Raw genomic sequence first — 20252 nt, 5'->3', positions numbered from 1 at the left:
ATTTTACGGAAGGAAGGGCAATTGACATAGATAACTACAAGACTATTAAAAAAGAATGAAGAATATATTTAAGTTAACATAATAATATTATATTCAACTTGATGTCACTTCACCTGCAAAAAAGTTTTTACGATTTATGAACCAATCATGATTTTATACATATACTATCGAGTAAATATTTGGGCTCTTATAACGAATTTCTTATGAGGTGATAAGTATGTATGTTGTTCATTACTTTGAAAATAAAAATCTCTTATTAACTCAACTGGTGCAAAATGTACCTGCAGTTGATGAGGCTATCAAAATAAAAGGAAAAAAAGGCAAGGTATTGAAAGTAACCAATGTTGATAATAGAAATGTTCATATCCAGGTTGAGTTTGAACGTATCGTGAAAAAAAATCCTGTTGTTGATCCAAGAAAGAGAAGACGATAAAATGCAAAGAACGCACCTATTGTATTAGTGTGCGTTCTTCTCTTTAACAGGCCCAACACTATTTCCACCATTCATCGAACATGCTAGCTGGCATATGGCGTTTATGCATGGAAATTTGATATCTATTTTCAATTTTTTTGGCTTCTTCTTCCGGAACTTCTTTTCCTTCCAAATAATCATCCAAATGTTCATAGCTGATTCCCAGTTCAGTTTCATCAGCCTGCAGTGGTTTTACATCTAATAAATCGGCTGTTGGAATCTTCAAATAGAGACGTTCCTCTGCTCCTAGCTCTTTTAAAAGGGCACGTCCTTGTCGCTTAGTCAACCCTGTTAATGGTATTAGGTCAGCTCCACCATCCCCATACTTAGTGAAGAAACCAGTGATTGCTTCTGCAGCATGGTCAGTTCCAACCACTAATAAATTATGCATACCTCCAACCGCATATTGCGCAATCATTCTCTCTCTTGCCTTAACATTTCCTTTATTAAAATCGCTAATTTCTTCAGAAGTCGATTGCTTGTACTCCGTCACAAATGCATCAACCGTTGTCGTAATATCAAAGGTGATTTCTCGGTCTGGCTTAATAAAGGATAATGCTGCTCTAGCATCTTCCTCATCCTTTTGAGTACGATAAGGCAAACGAACGGCAATAAAGGTGGCTTCATGCCCCTCATTTCGTAATTCACTGGCCGCCATTTGGCAAAGCTTGCCCGCTAATGATGAATCTTGACCGCCGCTGATCCCTAAGACAAATCCTTTCGTCTTACTTTTTAAAAGGTATTCTTTTAGAAAATCCACTCTAAGTTTGATTTCCTCTTTTGGATCAATATTTGGTTTTACATGTAATTCTTTCATAATCTGTTGCTGAATACTCATGAAAGTTCCCTCCATTTAAGTGGTGCAACAAACTGTTAATGATTAGTATTTTTAATCATTTCTTCTATATTTTCTTTAACTTCTTCAATTCGTTTCATTTTATTATTCCAGCATTCCTGGCTTAAGTCGACTGGATATTCCTCTGGCATTGTTGTACGTTTGTACTCGTCCCAGAGCAGTTCGAGATTTTCATTTAAATACGAACGAATTTCCTGTAAAGTTGGAATCTCATATACAAGTTTCCCATTATCAAAAATCGTATACTGTAATTCCCTTGCTTCAAAATTGGTAACAAATTTACTGATAAACGTATGAACCGGGTGGAACATTTTTAGTCGTTCTTCATGCTGTGGATCTTCGTGCTCGAGTGTAATATAGTCACCTTCGGATTTCCCGCTATTCTTATTAATTATTCTATACACACGTTTTAATCCTGGTGTCGAAACCTTTTCTGGATTACCGCTTATTTTTATAGTGTCTACCATATCCCCATTTTTATCTTCAATTGACACAAGTTTGTAGACTGCACCTAAAGCCGGTTGATCATAAGCAGTGATCAACTTTGTTCCAATTCCCCATGAGTCTATTTTTGCCCCTTGGGATTTTAAGTTGATAATCGTATGTTCATCAAGGTCATTGGATGCGACAATCTTAGCATCTTTAAATCCTGCTTCATCAAGCATTTTTCGTGCTTCTTTTGATAAATAGGACAGGTCACCGCTATCTAAGCGAATTCCTATGAAATTTATATTGTCTCCTTCTTCCTTAGCAACTTTAATTGCATTTGGGACTCCGGATTTCAATGTATCGTATGTATCAACGAGAAATACACAATCTTTATGGGTGTTTGCATAATGTTTAAATGCTTGGTATTCATCTCGATAGGCTTGAACTAACGAATGAGCATGCGTTCCAGAGATTGGAATATCAAACAATTTACCAGCACGGACATTGGAGGTTGAATCAAATCCTGCAATATAAGCAGCCCGGGTTCCCCAAATTGCCGCATCCATTTCTTGTGCACGTCTAGTACCAAATTCCATAGCGGTCTGATCACCAACAACCTGCTTAATTCGAGATGCCTTTGTCGCAATCAGTGTTTGGTAATTGATAATATTTAAAATGGGAGTCTCTAATAATACAACTTCACAAATTGGTCCCTCAATCCGAAGAAGAGGCTCATTTGCAAAAACGATTTCTCCTTCCTTCATCGATCGAAGGGTTCCTGTAAATCGAAGGTCCTTCAAATAGTCCAGAAAGTCGTCCTTGTATCCTTCTTCCCTTAAATAAGCGATATCGGTTTCACTAAATGAAAAGTTTTCAAGAAAGTGAATTACCCTTTCAAGTCCTGCGTAAACAGCATACCCATTCCCAAAAGGAAGTTTCCTGAAATTCAATTCAAACACGGCTCTTCTGTTATGTAAGCCTTCCCTCCAATATATCTCCGCCATGTTTATTTGATATAAATCTGTATGCAGTGCAATGCTGTCATCGTTAAAATGCTTGTTCATCAAAAATTACCTCCAAGTAAATAACCCGCTTCGTCCTTAACGAACTTCTGCGCCAATTGAATCTTTAAAATGACCGAGTGCCCACTCATGACCAGCTTGGTTAAAGCTTGCCACTGCTGAACTGTGGATAACAATTTTAAATCCACGGTTATATGCATCAACAGCAGTATGGAGGACACAAATATCTGTACACACACCCACTATATGGACTTCAGTGATTCCACGTTCACGTAATTTAATTTCGAGATCTGTGCCTGCAAATGCGGAATATCTTGTTTTATCCATCCAATACACATTTGAATTGGTTTGTTGCTCATTGAACACTCTTTGCAAATCCCCATAGAGCAATCTTCCCGACGTATCTTGAATGTTATGAGGCGGGAATAAATTAGTCTCTGGATGTAGTTCATCGCCTTCTTTATGAAGATCGATTGCGAATACAACAAAATCCCCATTTGAAATAAATTCCTCTGTGATACGAACAATTTCTGTTTCAATATCTTGCCCTGGTTTTCCACAAGTCAATGCTCCATCAGTTGCAACAAAATCATTTGTATAATCGACATTTAACAATGCTTTTTTCATACAGTCTCCTCCTCTTAACAAAAGCATTCTGTTTAATAAGATAAGCTTAATTCAGGTTGATGTTATCTCTAGTGGAAAATTTTATTAGGATATTACGTCTATTTTATATGAATTCTGTTTGTTTTTGAATAGAATTGCACTTTTTTGTAAAATCTTAAGGAAAATTAAAGATTTGAACGTACATGTATGTAAAGAACCCCAACGTGTTCACGTGGGGTTCTAGCTTTTATTCCTCATCTAATTCTTCATCGAAGATTTCGTCAAAGGCTGCGGATACTTTATCAAATTCTTCATCACTATCAATCGCTGAAAAATCTCCATCTTCATCAATCTTTAAAAAGAAAATATCAATGTCATCCTCAGTTTCCTCTTCTAAATCTTCAAGAAAACCAACTGCCGCATATTCAGTACCTTCAATTGTTACGACACCAAGCACCTCAACATCTTGGTCTTCACCTGTTTCATCACTGATTGAAAAAACTTCTCCAACTTTTACCTTTTCCATCACTTTTCCTCCCCAAATGAGTTATGTACTATGTTATCTTTCCAGTGTACAGAATCAAATATGCCTTGTACACATTATTATTTCGTGTTTTGTTAACAATAATCCTATGAGAAGTTCATTCTCATAAAAAATCAATGCGGAGGGATATACCTTGAATATTCTATTTCGCTTATTCCCAGAGTTGTTTTATACGTTCGTAAAACTTACAATTTTCATGAGAAGGCTAACTTTTAAACTTCAGTATTTGTTACGAATCCCAGCTCTTGCGTAGAAGGATATTCAATTAGTATGGTCTGATTCTCGTTGATATTGAAAAAAGGTAAGCACATCGTAGCTTGCCTTTTTCATTTGCTTTTTGACATAAAACCGTATATTTATAACTCGAATATATGGTATGATGAGGAAAAAAGTGGGAGTAATAAAATGAATCCTTACCTCTTTGGTGTACTTGTCGTGACCACTACTGCGTTAATGGGCTCTTCTTTTGCAGTTGGAAAAATCGGGTTAGGTTATGTATCGCCACTTCTTCTTGTTGGAATACGCTTTACAATCGCAGGGATTCTCATGGCTTTGTTCGTATGGAAGAAACCACTTCCAAAAAAACTTCTAGATTGGGTTCGAATATTTACAATCGGATTTTTTCAAACAGCAGGTGTAATGGGATGTATATTCTTAAGCTTACGGACGATTACTGCCGGTGAATCATCTATCCTGACATTTAGCAACCCTTTACTCGTTGTTATCTTAAGTACGATTTTTCTTGGAATTCGTTATCATTTCTTTCATTGGGTTGGGGTAATTGTTGGATTCACAGGAGTCTTCATTACGCTTGGCTTTCATCTTAATTTAGATACCGGGATCGTATTAGGGCTTGGATCGTCTATATCTTGGTCAATTGGAACATTATTAATTAAAAAATGGGGGGCTCGTTTTAATATTTGGGTGTTAACGGCTTATCAAATGCTCTTTGGAGGAATTCTTCTTCTCTTAATGAGCTTTACCCTAGAGGTTCCCTCAATCACGATAACTCCCACATCGGTGTTTATCATTTTGTGGCTTGCAATCATGGCTTCAATCGTTCAATTTGCAATTTGGTTTTACTTAATTAATACAGGTGACCCAGGGAAAACATCAGCCTTCTTATTCTTAGCGCCATTTTTTGGGGTTCTAACAGGATGGGTGCTTTTAAAAGAGGTTGTTGAATGGTTTGTTTATGGAGGGGCTCTGTTAATTTTTCTAGGTATCTTTTTAGTAAATTGGACATTCGTAAAAGGTAAAAAAATTGAACAAAAACTTGGTGCATAAAATAAAGGCCCCATTTTCCAAAAAAGAGAAAACGGGGTCCTTTCCTTTTAATTAATAAACTTTTCTTTTTCCTGCCAATATTCTTTTCGGAGGTGTACTTTTTGAATTTTTCCCGAAGCTGTTTTTGGCAGTTCAGTTTTAAAGACAATTTTTGTTGGTGCTTTAAAATGCGCGAGACGGCTACGTGAGAATGCGATTAGTTCCTCCTCTGTTACATCAAGTCCCTCTCGTTTCACTACGATTGCTTGTGGTGTCTCTCCCCATTTCTCATGAGGAATCGATATGACCGCAACTTCTAAAACAGCAGGGTGATCATACAATGCACTTTCAACCTCGATGGAAGAAATGTTTTCCCCTCCACTGATAATAATGTCTTTTTTACGATCAGCAATTTCGATATTCCCATTTGCATCTACAATCGCCATATCACCTGTGTGATAGAAGCCATTGCGAATGACTTCATCCGTACCTTCTTGATTATTTAAATACCCTTCCATTACTGTATTACTTCGGACAATGACTTCTCCAATTTCCTTTCCATCCTGAGCGACATTCTCACCAAATTCATTGACTACACGTACCTCTGCTCCAATATATTCATAACCAGCTTTTGCTTTTAAACGATATTTTTCTTCTTTTGAAACATCACTCTGTGTATCCCGAATAATTGAAGTAGTGATAAGTGGTGCAGCCTCTGTCATGCCATATACTTGAATAAATTCCCACTTAAGCTCCTCTTCAACTCGTTTTACAAACGCAGGTGGTGGTGCGGAACCAGCAATAACAATTCGAATATCTTGTTCTTGTTTTGCAATTTTACTTGAACCGGCATATTGCAATAACGTATTGAGAACAGTTGGCGCCATATGCATAACGGTAACTTTATAGGAATCTATCTTTCCAAAAATCTCCTCAGGTTGTACCTTTCGTAAGCAAACTTGTGTAGCTCCATTTGCTGTGTAGTAAAAAGGTGAACCCCAGCCATTGACATGAAACATTGGTAATATATGAAGTAGTGTATCTCTGTCTGATACGCGAAGATGATGCATGGTTGTGAGTGCATGAAGGTAATTACTTCGGTGTGAGAGCATTACACCCTTAGGTTTTCCCGTTGTTCCACTTGTATATAAAAGAGTCGCAATATCTTTTTCATCCATCTCAGGGCGGTCGGTGGGTGCTTTTTCAAATCGTGCTAGCCATTCCTCATAAGGAATCGTCCATTCTGTTTCATCCTTCCCGCCATGGACAATGATTTTCTCAACAGTTTTTAGGTTTTTGCGAATCGGTTCAATGTGTCCCACAAGCTCATGGTCGACAAACAAAACCTTCGTTTCACTGTGGTTTAATATGTATTCATAGTCTGATGGAATCAACCTTGTGTTCAATGGAACAATGATGGCACCGATTTGGAATACTCCATAAAACCCCTCAAACATTTCAGACGAATTGGGGGCTAAATATGCGACACGATCCCCTTTTTCAATACCAACATGGCTTAATCCTCGTGAAAGCTGATTCACTCTATCATTTACTTCCGCATAAGTAAAGCTTTTGTCATCATCAATTAATGCTGTTTTTTCTCCATATAGTTTGACAGCTCGATCTAAAAATTGGGATAAAAGCATAGGTACGTACAAATTGTTTTCCCCCTTTAGTAAGAATAAAACGATATGTGTATACGTTTTCATTATAAGGAATATTCACATAGTTTTCAAACTATTTCAAAATATAAAACATCTACGATAATGGATTTTCCCACAATGTAGATGTTTTATTGTTAAAATCCGATTCTAGACCAATCAAATAGTGAGCCTGGGTCCGTTTTTCTTCCTGGTGCATATTCATCATGTCCAATCACATGGCGTCTGTTATGTAAAATGGATGGATTTCTTTTTAAAATATTATCGACCAACAACTGCAATGATTGATATTGTGCATCTGTGTAGCCTGCAAGTGAAGGGTCGATTTGATTATAGGTGTCCGCATCTATAATCGTTGTCATTTCTTCTTTTGTACCCATTGCGATAAGTTCAATCCCAATCGAATAATGATTCATTTTATTTTCGTATTCAGGAAAATCAGGCAAACTTCCTTTTCCGGCATGGTACGCCACTCTATCCTCAGGAACAAGACTATAGATTTCTCCCTCACGATCAATTAAATAATGAACAGAAAGTCCATATTCCTCAAAAATTGAGTAGACATCATCAACATTAAAAGGATCCTCAGGCTTTAGTGCTGCATTGCTAATAAAATGAATCATTAGATGTGTTATTTCATTTGTACGTTTTTCGGAATTGTCGAGGGGTAATGATTTATTGGTTGTCGCAATAATCGCTTCCGTAGCCACTTCTACCTCCGTATTCATCATTTTTACTTCCTTTGCTTGGGATGAACAAGCAAACAACAGTATTGTAAATAAGCAAAAAATAATAATTCTCTTCCATTCCATGATTTTCAAATCCCCTGTTTACAACTTTATCCTAGTTTTTGTAGGTATTAACACCTATATGTATTGAAATGCTTGTTTCATATAGCGTTCCACGGTTAATTATACATTGTAAACACTAGGATGTCAGTCTAAGGTAGGAGATTTCCCCGCCTTTATAGTTCGAATTCCCATTCATCATGCAAAATTAAATATAGGACTAATAACTCATTTTCTAGTTGTTCATATGTTTTACCTGCTACATCAAGTCCTACCTTTGGTAACAAGATATCTGCAATTTGTTTCGTTCTTTTGTCTTTTACATCTTCTTTTAATTGTAAAAAACGATTGCAATATGTTTGCAGTAGCTTCCATTCCTTATTTCCAAAAGACTTTAATGCCCACTGATCAATTGCAAGTGAATCCTTTCCAAGTCCGCGTCTATGAATTTCCTTTTCCAACGGGCTTTGTTTTTTATGATTTTTTGCCCGCCTTTCGTGTATAACTATTGTTCCTGCAACTAAGTCACCAAGTCGCTTATGTTTTGGATGAAAGAAGACCATGATAATTCCTAAAAAATAGGAAGCTGGTAAGGAATCAATGATGCGCAGAAAATTCCGGATAAAGCTTGATAATAATGTAATACTGTGCCCGTTCTCTTGAATCACACGAATTCCTACTACTTTTTTTCCAATCGTCTTACCACCAGCAAAAAATTCAAGTAGAAAAAAATAACCCCAGTTCAATAAGAACAACAAAATAATTGCAATAGCCACTGGACCAGAAAAAAACGTTTCCCCTAGCAGCCAAAAATCGGAGCCGCCGTGTAAAATAAGTAATAAGGTAAGTAATATTAGTAAACTGGCAATCGACAATAGTAATGTATCAAGTAAGTAAGCTGCCGCCCGACTTCCTACACCGGCTAATTGAAATTGGATGGAAACAAACTCTGGTGTTTTAATATTGGTTTGTTCTTGATTCAAAAAGGCTCCTCCTTTTCTGGTTCTTTTTTACATAACCAGTTTCTATTTTTCTCTAAAATTACTATAATAAGGTTATTGTTATTTTTAAGAGGTGATTAGACATTGAACATAAAGCAATTTGTCAAACAGCACCGAGATGAGTGGAAGCGGCTCGAGCAATTGATTTCCACTTTACATAAGCGTAGAAAATCCCGTACCAGCAACGAAATTAATGAGTTTCACAGACTTTATCAAAAATGCGCCGGGCATCTTTCCTATAGTCAAACCTATTATCCTAATGAAGAGGTTACTCCTTATTTAAACGGTTTAGTCTCGAAGGCTCATAATCTACTTTACAAGGACCAGGTTTCAAGTTTCGGTCAAATTCGATATTTCTTTAGCACAAAATTTATCGGTCTATTACTCGAACAATGGAAATTTGTAGCGGTTGCTTTTGTTTTGTTCACTCTAGGTGCAGTCGGCAGCTTTTTTTCAGTTTTACAGGATCCGCTTCATCTGTTTTCAATATTACCAGCAGAAATTGCCCAAAGTGTAGACCCAGATTATTTAGGTAGTCAAGATGGTGCAGTTGATTCATCCCTAATGTCGGCGAGCATCATGACAAACAATATACAAGTCGCCATTCTCGCTTTTGCAAGCGGAATAACCTTTGGACTATTAACGGTTTATATATTAATCTACAATGGGATCATCATCGGTGCACTAGCTGGTTTGTTTTGGCATTATGGCGAGTCGTATGATTTTTGGGCATACATTGTCCCCCATGGGATGATCGAGCTCACCGCTATATTTATTGCAGGTGGAGCCGGCCTGTTAATGGGCTACAAATTACTCGTACCTGGTCCATACACAAGAGGCTATCAGCTAAAGGTCCAAGCGAAACGGTCTGTACAACTTCTGTTAGGCACGATTCCATTATTTATCATTGCTGGAATCATCGAAGGCTTTATCACACCTGCTACCATTTCGCTTGAAGCCAAATATGCTGTTGCATTGCTTACGGTTATTGGTTTAATCCTCTACATCGTGACTGGAAAGCTATTTTTAGTGAAAAAAGAAGCTACAGCAAGTTCCGATTCATAATATCAATATAATGGGAAACGGCTGTGCTTGCTAATTTATCCTCTTTGGCCTCAACCATCATGAGGCCTTGGTTTTCCCACTTTCGCTTTTCTCTCTTTTTCACAAGCATTTGCTGCTGTGCCATACTTTTTATCATCGCTTTTTGAACAGTTGTCGGCTTCTCATTTATCCTCTGATTAAGTGTGTCATCTTCTACCCCAATCATTAGAAAATAATGCCGTTGCCGCAGTTTTCGTAAATAAATCAAGGCACTTTCTTCCCGTACAAAAGTATGTACATCGCTAAACAATAAAAGCAGGCTTCGCTTCTTTTGCACTGTTTCTAAATAAGATAAAACAGCGCCATAATTAGATTCCACCGCATCTACCTGAAGATTATAAATCGCTTGTAATATCGTTTGAAGATGTGCGATCCCTTTTCCAGCTGGGACAAAAACCTTTACGTTCGTTGAAAAAGCAAGCACAGATACATAGTCTCCGTTTTGAAGGGCGGCAGTGGCAACAGTAATAGCGGATTCGATCGCTCTTTCAAGACGATTTCCCTTTTCCAGCTCAGCCCCCATCATCCTGCCGCAATCAAGTAAGATCGTAATATACTTTCCATGCTCTGGTTCATATTCATTCGTCATAACTTCACGAAGCTTTGCAGTTTGTCTCCAGTTGATCGTTCGAGGATCATCACCAACGACATAAGATCTTATTTTGGAAAACTCACCTGTCCCTGTTTGCTGCTTTCGAATTTTCACACCATCGTATAATAAAAATTTCTGTGCGTTCTCAAGGTACTGCCTTGTTTCTGAAAGATCGGGTATAACTTTTACTTGATTATTTACGGTAAAGGTGAGTTGTTTTTCCCATAAACCAAGTAAACCCCTATATCGGAAATATAGTTTGTTAATTTGATAATCACCGCGTTCCATTGCTTCTGTTTCGTAAGTGATACGTGTCGTCGTTTGACCGGAAATCTTTCCTTTGATAGGAAATAAATTGGTAAAGGAAGCTGGAATACCATCTACAAAGCAATATGAAAGACCATATGTAGAAGCATTTGTTATTTCAATTTCAACAGGGGTTGAAATTCCTCGCTCCATTTCAGTCGCTAATTTACGGGTTGCTGATAAATGCTTTTTTCTTGGAGAAAAAAACAAATCAACTACACTTCCAAAAATAACAAAAAGATTAAGACCGATAAGAATTCCCCATGAAAGATCGAATTTTAATAAAGATAATACTAAAAATCCAATCGAAAGTAGTAGTAATACTGAAATCAACCTTGTTGTAGGAAGAATACCTTTATCTAGGAACAGGAACCGATCCCACCAGCTCTTCAATGATTTCGTCAATGGTGATTCCCTCCAATTCTGCATGTGGAGATAACTGAATTCGATGCCTTAATGCTGGTTTTGAAACCAATTTAATATCATCTGGCGTTACATAATCACGGCCAGCCAGATATGCCCATGCCTGTGCTGCTTTCGCAATCGAGATAGCTGCCCTTGTACTTGCTCCAAATCGAATCGTTTCAGATTCCCTTGTTTTTCGGACAATTTGCATGATGTAATCAAGAACACCTTCACCTAGTGTAACCTTTTCAATTTCCTTGCGAATGGATAATAAGCTGTTTACATCAAGAACATTTGATGAAGTATGATTCTCGAAAACTTGTTCGACTACTTGTTTCACAACATTTTTTTCTTCATCAAAAGCCGGAAAATCGATGTAAAGTTTAAATAAAAAACGATCCTGCTGGGCCTCTGGTAATCGATAGGTTCCCTCAAATTCAATTGGGTTCTGAGTAGCAACCACAAAGAATACTTCAGGTAGTTTGTATGTCTTACCTTGAATCGTAACCTGTTTTTCCTCCATAGCTTCCAACAATGCTGCTTGAGTTTTTGCAGGTGTACGGTTAATTTCATCAGCTAATAGGATATTCGTAAAAACGGGTCCTTTTAAGGTTTCAAAGCTGCCTTCCTTCATGTTGTAAATCATACTTCCTGTAATGTCACTTGGTAAGAGGTCAGGTGTAAACTGGATTCGGTTAAAATCCCCGCCAAGTAAGGTAGCGAGAGTCCGCACCATTTGTGTTTTCCCAGTTCCAGGAACACCTTCAATTAATACATGCCCACCTGCTAGAATGGCAGATAGTAAAAGCCTTAAATTTTTATTTTGACCTAAAATTCGTTGTTCATATTTATCAAGTAAGGATGTAAGTTCCGTTCTCATCCTTTCTCCACCTCTTTTCGTAATTCATCTAAGTTCTTTGACCATAGCAAATATTCGTGTTTTGATAGTTTTTCTGTTTTTAAGACCTTTGTGAGGTTCCGCAAATACTGCTTAATTTCAACTTCTTTCTTTCCGGACCATCGTTGAACCAATTTGTTCGTGAGGTCCGTCCAATCCCGATGAAAGGGCATTCCCCACTTCTCCTGTAGTAGCTGTTTTACATAATCGGCTTGAATATTTAATGATTCATGATAGTAACGACCTCTTAAATACCAGGCACTTAAAGCTCGAATATTTTCATCACTAAATCGGACCGATTCTTCTCGAGCTATAATAACTGGACCAAACCGCTTTCCTTTTAACCAAAGCCAAAGAAGCAGGAGTATTCCACCTTGTACAAGTAAAACTAAAAACCAGGTTGGATATAATGTTGTGGCTGTTGAAGCATTTTTCGGTGCATGAATATATTCATCAAAATAATATATCATTGACTCTTTATCCTCAATCAACGATAACGCTAGTGGAATATGATCATAGTCTAAAAGATAATCATTTAAGATCCACTCTGGTGAAATCGCCGTGATTAGTTCACCATCTCCTATGTTTCGACTTGTTGCAATTACTCCCGCCTCATCTTCTAAAAGGATCTTGTCTACTTCTTTTGGAATGATTCGATTTGTTGCTTGTAAAAATGCTTCGAAGTTTCTTCCGCTTTTATCTTTAATAGTTATCACTTCTTCAAGGAAAGGGTCTATATTTGCTGGAAGGGTTTTGACATCGAACATCCCTCTTGGATTTTCTTTAAACAGTATTATCTTATTTCCTGCCTTCATAAAATCAAGATAACCATCCACTTCTTCCTGTTCGGGTGTAAAATATGGCTCCACCATAATTAAAACTTGTTTCTTATTTTGCTTGTTTAGAAGCTTTGGTGAGTGTGTCCACCTTTGGACTTTTTGGTCCTCATTTAGATATGTATAAATCGCTTTTACACCGGTTGGAGAAGGAGATTCAGACACATAATGCGGGTATGCCTTAGGGTTATAGGATTCTATGAAATAGGTTAGACAAAGCAGAAGCAGGGTGAGCCCAACTAAGGTAATCCATACTTTACGGTTTTGCATGTTGTTTCTCCTTTTCTCCTTCTGTTGGTTCTATCCAGAAAAAGGCTTTTTCCCGAAATTGATCGAATTCTGCTCGGTCAATCTCATATTCTCCGTATGCAACCTCATCAAATACTAATGCTAAATCATAAAATTCATCCGCCCAGGACTGATTCACTCTGCGAAGCTCATCATAATACTCCCAATTTGTTTTCCATAATTTAGCCTCAAGCCATTCTTTTTCATGAAAAAATAGGAGTAGCGCTAAAAAGAGATGTCTTGTAGCTGGTGAATAATGATGATTTTCTTCATACCTTAATGCCTCGTGTAAATGCTTTTGATATGTCCAGTTTAATCCTTGCGCTGAATGAAGAGGCTTATGTTTACTTAAATTTTTATTTCTCCGTTTATTTCGTACAGTTAGAAACACCGCGATTCCCAAGAATAGGAGTGCTCCAAAAATGATAAGGACAAGCACCACTTCAGCAGCACTGCTTCCCGACTCGATTGCAGGGAAAAGACTTTCTAAAAAATCAGCAAGCCATTCTTTTACTTGACCCCACCATTCCTGAAACACGTTCCTAGAATCATCATAGTAAATTCGATATTCTTTACCATTAAGAATTTCTTCAATCCGGTCCCTTGCATCATTCGTTTGTCCCATTGTCATCACCACTTATCTTGGTCACTAAATCCCTCAATCATTTCATCCAAATCCTCTGCGTCATGTCGTACCTTTGCATCGAGGTACATAACACCATAACCTACAGCAAAAAGTAATGTTGTAAAAATGGTTGTTAAATTAACGATTAATGTTAACAAAACACTATTTCCTAAAAAGATAGCGAATGTTGTCTCAACTGCAAAGCTAATCGCACTGATAATTAAAAAGAAAATAATATATAGTCCAAATAGGATCCAGCCTCGTTTTTTTGATAGATGCCAGCTTCTTGATAGACCCGGAGATTCATAGTCCAGTACAACGGAACCAAAATAAAAGCCCCAACGTGTTAATAAATAACCGACTCCAACAAATAATCCCAAACCGAAGATAATTATGAAAAGGATGCCGCCGAATGGATTTCCAATTGCACCAAAAATACCAATTGGCACCACTATTAAAACTGCAACAAAGATGAAACCAAAGACAATTAGTGCGAACAATATATTACTTCCAAGCATTGCCCAAAATCGTGTAAATGCCTTCTTAATAACCGATCCGATTGTATATTCTTCATTTTTACGAATATGGTTTAGTGCAATAAGTATAGCAGCTTCAGCCACCGGAAATAATACCATGCTTAGCAGACCGATAAAGATCGTTCCTAAAGCAACACCCAAACCCATATTATCTGGAACAGCTGATTCATTAAAGCTATTCGAGATTTGGGATATCCAGTCTTCACCAGGTCCAACCTCTCTGAAAAAACTTGTTCCTGATCCGAATAGGATTAGCGCCTCAAGTATGTATACGGGTCCCATAAAAATAAGTAAGATAGTAAAAAAATCTCGGAATCGGTCTTTGCTCAAACTAAATGTGTGGTCAAGGATTTCCCCAAACCCCTTTGGTCGTGAAAATTTTATGTTCAACCTGCCATCCCCCTGTTACTTTGTTATATAAAATCGGATTCCAATATCGCCTATTTTAACATTATTCTGGAAAATTTTCTTTATTAATTTAGAAATAATTTCTAATTTGCATATATAGTGAAATTGAAAAAGCCTGATCCAAGTAATAAGAATCAGACTATAACAATGTTATATTATGCATCTTACTTAATGGCACTGTTAATGTCATATAGATCTACATCGATATCGAGTTCATTTCCCATAGCAAGCTTCGCTAATTCGCCACCTAAAAAAGGGCCAACTGTTAGACCTGATGCACCAAGTCCATTTGCGACGTAGAGGTTATCATACCCAGGAATCACGCCTATCACCGGTAAAAAGTCCGGTGTAAATGGGCGAAAACCAACCCTTGTTTCTATTACAGTTCCTTCCGATAACCCGGGAGCAATACTTAGAGCTTTATTAAGAACTTCATGTAGACCTCCCGCGGTTACTCTTGCATCCATTCCTTTTTCATTTTCATGTGTAGCACCTGCGACCACTCGTCCATCGTCAAAGGCTAAAATGTACTGATCATTTGGTGGCATCACAACTGGCCAACTATCTGTGTTGGCATCTTCAAGCCCTAGATGAACAATTTGGGCTTTTTGTGAGGACACCTGAAAATCAACTTCTAAAGGCAAAAGGAGTTCATTTGCCCAAACACCGGCTGTCACAAGGATTTTATCTGCTCGTAAAATTTTATCCTCTATTTTTACACCAATTAGTTTGCCGCCCTCTTTTACCAAAGTGGCACTTCCTATTCGTTCTTGTGCACCATGCAGGTTGGCTGCTCGAATCAAAGCATTTCGGAGCTCGCGTCCGTTTACTCTAGCAGCACCACCAATATGTACAGATAAAAACTCTTCAGATAATGGTGGAAAGATTTCTGTTGTTTCTCCCGTAGTCAGGCGTGTAATTTCACCAATTTCTGGTGCATCTGCACGGCGTAAATGTGCTCGTTCCTCCATTTTATCAAGTTTATTTTCATCGGAATGAAGACAAATTGCTCCTACTTTTTTATAGCCAGTATTAGTCTCACCCACTGCTTCGAGCTCTTTAATTAAAGTTGCGTAGTATTTTGCCCCTAATTTTGCTAAATTGTACCATGCTTTATTTCGCCGCTGGGAAAGCCAAGGACAGACAATACCTGCTGCAGCATCAGTTGCTTGACCTGGATCTTTGCGATCAACAATTGTAACCTCAACACCAGCTTTAGCAAGATGGTATGCAGTTGATGCACCTAGAATACCAGCCCCAATTACAAGATATGTTGTCATGATTTCAAAATCCCTTCTTTTTGCTGTATCTAGATTATTTTACTAAAAAAATACGCTAGAATCAGCTTTTTGTCGAAATTTGTATATTTTTCAGTTATTCATACATGATATACATGACGCTGTAAAATATAGGAAATAAGATACATGCAAAACAGCGCAATTTTATCAAAATAATGAAAGGAGGAATGACTAATGGCAAACAAAAATAAAAATAACCAACCTCAAACAGGAGCAAATAGTATGGACACGGAATTTGGCGCAGAGCAAGGGATGAGTAAAAAGGCAAGGAAAAAAGCTGCTCGCGAAAATCGTAAAAACAAATAACAATTGAAATCTCGAATTATCGTACCGGTACATATTTGACCTGTTCCTGAAATGCATTGGAACGGGTTTTTTTCGTATTAATTTTGGTTATTGGACAACTGTGAGTGCCCGTATACTCTTTTTAAGGGGGCGATATAATTGAAGCAACTTGAAGTTCAAATGATTTTATTTGTTGGCGTTACGCTGGTTCATGAATATTGGCTGCATTGGGGACTTCCTAGGGTCTATTATTGGGACGTAAAACATGCTCATCTAAAGAAAATCGAGGAAGATTCGGATAAAAAGATCGCATAGAAAAATGGGCTCTATTTCCATGCGTCTGTTAATGTTTCTCTAAAAAGTTGGTCTAACTTGCGTGTTGGATCTAGGTTGTCGGATTCTAGCTGGGTTATATATTGTTCCAAATGGTTAATTTCTTTTTCGATAAATTGGTTTAACTCTACTATTTGATTGGTGATATTTCGGCCGGAAGACTTCATTTTGATTAATTCTTCTATACTTTTTTTAAGTTCATCCCTTGTTAAAAGATTACTTATTAGTTCCTTCAAGTCAAGGCTTGTTATTTTGTTGTGTTTTTCAATAGATTTAGCCATTAATAACGGACGTAGAACATTTATATATGTTTTTATTTGTGCTTTTTTTTCTTGAATGTTTTTAAAGTTTCCCTTTGCCATTTCACATAATGGTACATGCATGGAATGGGGGAAAAAACAGTTTTCTCTAGTTGCTTCATTTTTGTGAGCAAAATATTATCTTCATAGTAGATAATGTTTGAATGTAACCATTCAATTAACGCTGGATTTGATTTGCGAAATAGTCGAAGAGCCTTTGTAAGTTCCCAACCGCTCATATCCACTTGGGAGTTAATTGGGATGTCTGCTTTACCATGTTTTTGAATTTCAATCAGGGGTACCGTCAGGAAAATGCGGATTTACAACGCTAAGCACATTTTCGGGACGATTCCCCCATTTTTTACAACGTTAAGAAAGTTTCAATGGTCTTAAAGAATCTAACGAGACCACTTTCTCCAAATTAAAATGATATTCCCCTAGTAAATTAATATGTTCCCAACCTAGAGGCGACATATGGTGCAATAATTCTTCATTAAAACGACCAGACCGTTTTTGATATTCAACTGCTTTTGTTAGATGTAAAGTATTCCAAATACTGATGGCATTGATGATTATGTTTAGAGCACTGGCCCTTTGCAATTGATGCTGTATGGTTCGTTCCCTAAGCTCACCTCGCTTTCCAAAGAAAATAGCTCTTGCTAATCCATTCATGGCTTCGCCTTTATTCAATCCTTTTTGTATTTTTCTTCTTAATGATTCATCCGATATATAATTCAAAATAAAGATCGTTTTTTCTATTCGGCCCATCTCACGTAAGGCCGTAGCCAAGCTGTTTTGTCTTGAATAGGAACCTAGTTTTCCCATAATAAGGGATGCTGAAACTGTTCCTTCTCTTATAGAATGAGCTAATCGCAAAACATCCTCATAATTTTCTTTAATGACCTTTGTATTTATTTGTCCACGTAAAATGGCTTCTAATTTTGGATATTCACTTGCTTTATCTATTATAAATAATTTTGAGTCTGATAAATCTCTTATTCTAGGAGCAAATTTAAATCCTAATAAATGAGTCAGCCCGAATATTTGGTCTGTGTAACCAGCTGTGTCTGTATAATGCTCTTCTATATTTAGATCCGTCTCATGGTGCAACAATCCATCTAAAACATGAATCGCATCTCTTGAATTTGTATGAATAATCTTTGTGTAGTAAGAAGAAAATTGATCACTAGTAAAACGATAGATAGTTGCTCCTTTTCCAGTCCCGTAATGAGGGTTTGCATCTGCATGCAGTGATGAAACACCTAGCTGCATTCTCATACCATCTGACGAGGATGTTGTACCGTCACCCCAATAGGAGGACAACTGTAATTTATGATGGAAGTTTACTAAAATGGCTTGGGCTTTATTCATTGCATCTTCATACATGCGCCATTGAGATACATTGGCTAATTGCTTATATGTAAGTCCAGGTGTGGCTTCGGCCATCTTGCTCAAGCCAATATTCATTCCCATTCCTAAAAGAGCAGCCATGATAATGATTGTTTCTTCCTTATCTGGTTTTCGATTATTGGAAGCATGAGTGAATTGCTCATGAAATCCTGTTATATGAGCCACATCCATGAGTAAATCAGTTAATTTTATTCTTGGTAGCATCTGATAAAGGCTTGCACTAAACTTTTTTGCCTCTTCTGGAACATCTTTTTCTAAGCGTGCAAGTGACAGTTTTCCTTTTTCAAGAGAAACTCCATCCAACTTGTTGGAATTGGAAACTAACCATTTTAACCTTTCATTAAGGCTGCTGGTTCTCTCCGTTATATAATCCTCGAATGATAAACTAACTGATAATCTCGTATTCTCCCTCGTTTGGTTCCATGTATCTTCCGAAAACAAATATTCCTCAAAATCTCTATATTGTCTGCTACCAATAATGGAAACATCTCCCGCCCGAACATGCTCCCGAAGTTCTGATAAAACAGCCATTTCATAGTAATGACGATTTATTGTTGTACCATCATCCTCGTATAAATGCTTTTTCCATCGTTTTGAAATAAAATCCACAGGTGAGTCATTAGGCACTTTTCGTTTTCCGGATTCGTTCATTCCTCGGATAATCTCAACAGCCTTTAAAAGTGGCTCATTTGCCTTTGTGGAATGGAATTCCAATACTCTTAATAGCGTTGGCGTATATTTTCTTAGTGAATAAAACCGTTTTTGTAGTAAGTCTAAATAATCATAGTCGGCAGGACGTGCAAGCTCCTGAGCTTCTTCGACTGAAGAGACAAAAGAATTCGATTCGATAACGGATTCTAAAACCTCAAAAACGTCTAATTTCTCCTGTTTTGCTTTGATTAAAGCTTGTCCAATGTTCGTAAAGTGTATAACTTTCTCATTCAGCTTTTTACCGTTTTGTTTCTGAATTTCCTCTTGAGTCTTACGGCCTTTTGATAACAGACTGAGTATTTGTCTGTCATGAATTTCAAAAGCTTTATCCGTTAACTCCTGAGTAAGATTTAATAAATAAACGGTTAATATTGAGTAGCGTTTATTTTCCTGAAAGTCACGGAATGCATAAGGCTCATATCTTGAACCTAAACGAGATAGCTGTAACAGGCGATTGCGATGCAAATGACTAATTTTTACCGTCTCCAATTCTATTTCCCGTATGTATTCCAGCCGTTCTATTACTTTTAGAAATGTTTCGGGTGAAGGATGACCCGGTGGTTCCTTTAACCAACCCAATATTGTTTTATTGGATTCGGATGGATGCTGCGAAGTTATGATCATTTCAAGTTTTTCTTTTTGCTCCTTTGTTAGAGACTGACTAACCGTATTAAATAGCTTCTTTTCAGCCATTGCTCTTGCTTCCCACACCATTCTTTCAAGTGTAGTGATAGCAGGTAGTATGGTTTTGTATTTTCTTAGAAAATCTATGCATTCATGCAGTAGGTGAATGGCATCACCATTTTCCAAAGCTAATTGATGAAGATGCTTAAATGTCATTCGATATTCTCTCAGGGTAAAAGTTACAAGGTCGTATTCACTTCGAATTTCTTTCAAATGATCCCAAAGTGTATTTTCCCTTTGAGGATAATGACTAAGCGAGGATGGACTGGCACCGATCTGTTTCGATATATATTGTAAGACTGAATCTGGGATGCTTTTGATATGAGTGTATGGCCAACCGGGATACCGCAGAACAGCTAATTGAACGGCAAATCCTAAACGGTTTTCATCCCTCCTTCGCTTATTAACTATTTCTAAATCCCGTTTGGAAAAAGTGAAGTAGGTCCCCAGTATCCATTCATCTTCAGGGATTTGCATAAAAGCCTTTCTCTGTTCTGGTGTAAGTAATTCTCTACCTCTCGCAATTTTCATTCAGTATCATCCCATTTCTGTATTTTCAATTTCTTAGTTCAATTATATATCAATAGAG

At 37.3% G+C, this 20252-nt stretch carries 20 protein-coding genes and 1 pseudogene; 5 read left to right on the top strand and 16 right to left on the bottom strand.

Translation table 11 applies throughout. The features are described 5' to 3' along the window. The first annotated feature begins 217 nt into the window (after window positions 1-217). Entirely contained in the window at window positions 218-433 is a 216-nt protein-coding gene (locus LKW28_RS10095) for a hypothetical protein (protein ID WP_229140235.1), read from the top strand. Window positions 434-491: 58 nt separating this feature from the next. Here LKW28_RS10095 and nadE read toward each other — a convergent pair whose 3' ends face one another. The 4 genes from nadE to LKW28_RS10075 all read right to left on the bottom strand — a co-directional run bounded on the left by nadE (window position 492) and on the right by LKW28_RS10075 (window position 3911). Then, on the bottom strand, window positions 492-1310 hold the full coding sequence (nadE, locus tag LKW28_RS10090) for an ammonia-dependent NAD(+) synthetase (protein WP_229140234.1): 819 nt from the start codon (window positions 1308-1310) through the stop codon (window positions 492-494). A gap of 35 nt (window positions 1311-1345) precedes the next feature. Further along, window positions 1346-2821 carry a nicotinate phosphoribosyltransferase gene (locus LKW28_RS10085; protein WP_229140233.1) on the bottom strand — a complete coding sequence of 492 codons (1476 nt, stop codon included), beginning with the start codon at window positions 2819-2821 and terminating at the stop codon, window positions 1346-1348. Between the two features lie 36 nt (window positions 2822-2857). Further along, entirely contained in the window at window positions 2858-3406 is a 549-nt protein-coding gene (locus tag LKW28_RS10080) for a cysteine hydrolase family protein (RefSeq protein ID WP_229140232.1), read from the bottom strand. Window positions 3407-3632: 226 nt separating this feature from the next. After that, entirely contained in the window at window positions 3633-3911 is a 279-nt protein-coding gene (locus LKW28_RS10075; protein WP_229140231.1) for a DUF1292 domain-containing protein, read from the bottom strand. A gap of 423 nt (window positions 3912-4334) precedes the next feature. Here LKW28_RS10075 and LKW28_RS10070 point away from each other — a divergent pair, with 423 nt between their 5' ends. Further along, entirely contained in the window at window positions 4335-5216 is an 882-nt protein-coding gene (locus LKW28_RS10070; protein ID WP_229140230.1) for a DMT family transporter, read from the top strand. Between the two features lie 47 nt (window positions 5217-5263). Here the strand turns inward: LKW28_RS10070 and LKW28_RS10065 are convergent, their stop codons facing one another. The 3 genes from LKW28_RS10065 to LKW28_RS10055 form a co-directional block, all read right to left on the bottom strand. After that, on the bottom strand, window positions 5264-6904 hold the full coding sequence (locus LKW28_RS10065; protein WP_420708856.1) for a long-chain-fatty-acid--CoA ligase: 1641 nt from the start codon (window positions 6902-6904) through the stop codon (window positions 5264-5266). An 89-nt stretch (window positions 6905-6993) separates the two neighbouring features. Further along, a complete protein-coding gene (locus LKW28_RS10060; protein ID WP_229140228.1) occupies window positions 6994-7668 on the bottom strand; it encodes an N-acetylmuramoyl-L-alanine amidase in 675 nt (224 codons plus the stop codon). Between the two features lie 152 nt (window positions 7669-7820). Continuing rightward, on the bottom strand, window positions 7821-8627 hold the full coding sequence (locus LKW28_RS10055) for an RDD family protein (protein ID WP_229140227.1): 807 nt from the start codon (window positions 8625-8627) through the stop codon (window positions 7821-7823). A 102-nt stretch (window positions 8628-8729) separates the two neighbouring features. Between LKW28_RS10055 and LKW28_RS10050 the strand changes: the two genes are divergently transcribed. After that, on the top strand, window positions 8730-9710 hold the full coding sequence (locus tag LKW28_RS10050; RefSeq protein WP_229140226.1) for a stage II sporulation protein M: 981 nt from the start codon (window positions 8730-8732) through the stop codon (window positions 9708-9710). Here the strand turns inward: LKW28_RS10050 and LKW28_RS10045 are convergent. The 6 genes from LKW28_RS10045 to LKW28_RS10020 all read right to left on the bottom strand — a co-directional run bounded on the left by LKW28_RS10045 (window position 9688) and on the right by LKW28_RS10020 (window position 15923). Continuing rightward, window positions 9688-11052: a DUF58 domain-containing protein gene (locus LKW28_RS10045; protein WP_229140225.1), complete on the bottom strand. Its 1365-nt coding sequence runs from the start codon at window positions 11050-11052 to the stop codon at window positions 9688-9690. The two genes, LKW28_RS10050 and LKW28_RS10045, sit on opposite strands and share 23 nt — an antisense overlap. Continuing rightward, window positions 11003-11932 carry an AAA family ATPase gene (locus LKW28_RS10040; RefSeq protein WP_229140224.1) on the bottom strand — a complete coding sequence of 310 codons (930 nt, stop codon included), beginning with the start codon at window positions 11930-11932 and terminating at the stop codon, window positions 11003-11005. Before LKW28_RS10040 ends, LKW28_RS10045 begins: the two co-directional genes overlap by 50 nt. Beyond that, window positions 11929-13056, bottom strand: a complete 1128-nt coding sequence (locus tag LKW28_RS10035; protein ID WP_229140223.1) for a DUF4350 domain-containing protein — start codon at window positions 13054-13056, stop codon at window positions 11929-11931. Before LKW28_RS10035 ends, LKW28_RS10040 begins: the two co-directional genes overlap by 4 nt. After that, complete coding sequence (locus LKW28_RS10030) at window positions 13043-13699, bottom strand: DUF4129 domain-containing protein (RefSeq protein ID WP_229140222.1); 657 nt, start codon at window positions 13697-13699, stop codon at window positions 13043-13045. The genes LKW28_RS10035 and LKW28_RS10030 overlap by 14 nt, the downstream gene beginning before the upstream one ends. A gap of 5 nt (window positions 13700-13704) precedes the next feature. Beyond that, a complete protein-coding gene (locus LKW28_RS10025; RefSeq protein WP_229140221.1) occupies window positions 13705-14625 on the bottom strand; it encodes a hypothetical protein in 921 nt (306 codons plus the stop codon). Between the two features lie 182 nt (window positions 14626-14807). Beyond that, on the bottom strand, window positions 14808-15923 hold the full coding sequence (locus tag LKW28_RS10020; protein ID WP_229140220.1) for an NAD(P)/FAD-dependent oxidoreductase: 1116 nt from the start codon (window positions 15921-15923) through the stop codon (window positions 14808-14810). Window positions 15924-16115: 192 nt separating this feature from the next. Between LKW28_RS10020 and LKW28_RS22965 the strand changes: the two genes are divergently transcribed. Further along, window positions 16116-16247 (top strand): hypothetical protein, encoded by a 132-nt coding sequence (locus LKW28_RS22965; RefSeq protein ID WP_267497962.1) that lies wholly within the window; start codon window positions 16116-16118, stop codon window positions 16245-16247. 138 nt (window positions 16248-16385) lie between these two features. Further along, window positions 16386-16541 (top strand): hypothetical protein, encoded by a 156-nt coding sequence (locus LKW28_RS10015; RefSeq protein ID WP_229140219.1) that lies wholly within the window; start codon window positions 16386-16388, stop codon window positions 16539-16541. An 11-nt stretch (window positions 16542-16552) separates the two neighbouring features. Here the strand turns inward: LKW28_RS10015 and LKW28_RS10010 are convergent. From LKW28_RS10010 to LKW28_RS10005, 3 genes and pseudogenes are all read right to left on the bottom strand, one after another. Continuing rightward, window positions 16553-16966 (bottom strand): annotated as a pseudogene (locus tag LKW28_RS10010) (DNA polymerase beta superfamily protein); the annotation flags it as partial. Continuing rightward, window positions 16873-17121, bottom strand: a complete 249-nt coding sequence (locus LKW28_RS23250) for a DNA polymerase beta superfamily protein (RefSeq protein ID WP_420708862.1) — start codon at window positions 17119-17121, stop codon at window positions 16873-16875. The gene LKW28_RS23250 and the pseudogene LKW28_RS10010, both read right to left, overlap by 94 nt. A gap of 106 nt (window positions 17122-17227) precedes the next feature. Further along, complete coding sequence (locus LKW28_RS10005; protein WP_229140217.1) at window positions 17228-20194, bottom strand: Tn3 family transposase; 2967 nt, start codon at window positions 20192-20194, stop codon at window positions 17228-17230. Window positions 20195-20252: the final 58 nt, after the last annotated feature.

Source organism: Bacillus sp. REN16, from assembly GCF_020731355.1.
In the GTDB taxonomy this organism is placed as follows: Bacteria; Bacillota; Bacilli; order Bacillales; family Bacillaceae_L; genus Ferdinandcohnia.
Note: the sequence above shows the minus strand (reverse complement) of the source record. Positions and strands in the feature narration are given on the sequence as shown.